Origin of the sequence: Pseudomonas fluorescens, from assembly GCF_902498065.1 — a bacterium.
GTDB lineage: Bacteria > Pseudomonadota > Gammaproteobacteria > Pseudomonadales > Pseudomonadaceae > Aquipseudomonas > Aquipseudomonas fluorescens_BJ.
In genome coordinates, this window is the sequence record NZ_CABVIR010000024.1 from 1 (window position 1) to 545 (window position 545).

At 46.2% G+C, this 545-nt stretch carries 2 tRNA genes and 1 rRNA gene; all 3 read right to left on the bottom strand.

Annotated elements, in window-relative coordinates:
• Positions 1–197: 197 nt before the first annotated feature.
• Positions 198–273: transfer RNA gene (locus F8N43_RS29170), tRNA-Ala, on the bottom strand.
• Positions 274–283: 10 nt separating this feature from the next.
• Positions 284–360: transfer RNA gene (locus F8N43_RS29175), tRNA-Ile, on the bottom strand.
• 123 nt (positions 361–483) lie between these two features.
• A 16S ribosomal RNA gene (locus F8N43_RS29180) occupies positions 484–545 on the bottom strand; the annotation flags it as partial.

The window sequence follows — 545 nt, forward strand, 5'->3', positions numbered from 1 at the left end:
GCCGAAAATTCGATAATACTCAATTAAGAGCAACTCACAAATTTTACCTTAGCCTGATCCGTTACCAGTGAAAGTAACGTCCAGTCTATCTTTCTATCACATACCCAAATTTTTAAAGAACGATCTAATCAAAGACTAGAAATCAATATTCATGTGCGAATATTCATTTCTAAACTCTAACAGCAGAAGCAGTTATATGGTGGAGCCAAACGGGATCGAACCGTTGACCTCCTGCGTGCAAGGCAGGCGCTCTCCCAGCTGAGCTATGGCCCCATAACAAAATTGGTGGGTCTGGGCAGATTCGAACTGCCGACCTCACCCTTATCAGGGGTGCGCTCTAACCAACTGAGCTACAGACCCAATTTCGAGCGCGCAACTGTTAGCTTGGAGCTATCAGCTTGGAGCTTAAAGCTGCTTCTATCGTCTTCTTCAATGAATCAAGCAATTCGTGTGGGAACTTATGGAGCAGCTGATGTCGTCGATTAAGGAGGTGATCCAGCCGCAGGTTCCCCTACGGCTACCTTGTTACGACTTCACCCCAGTCA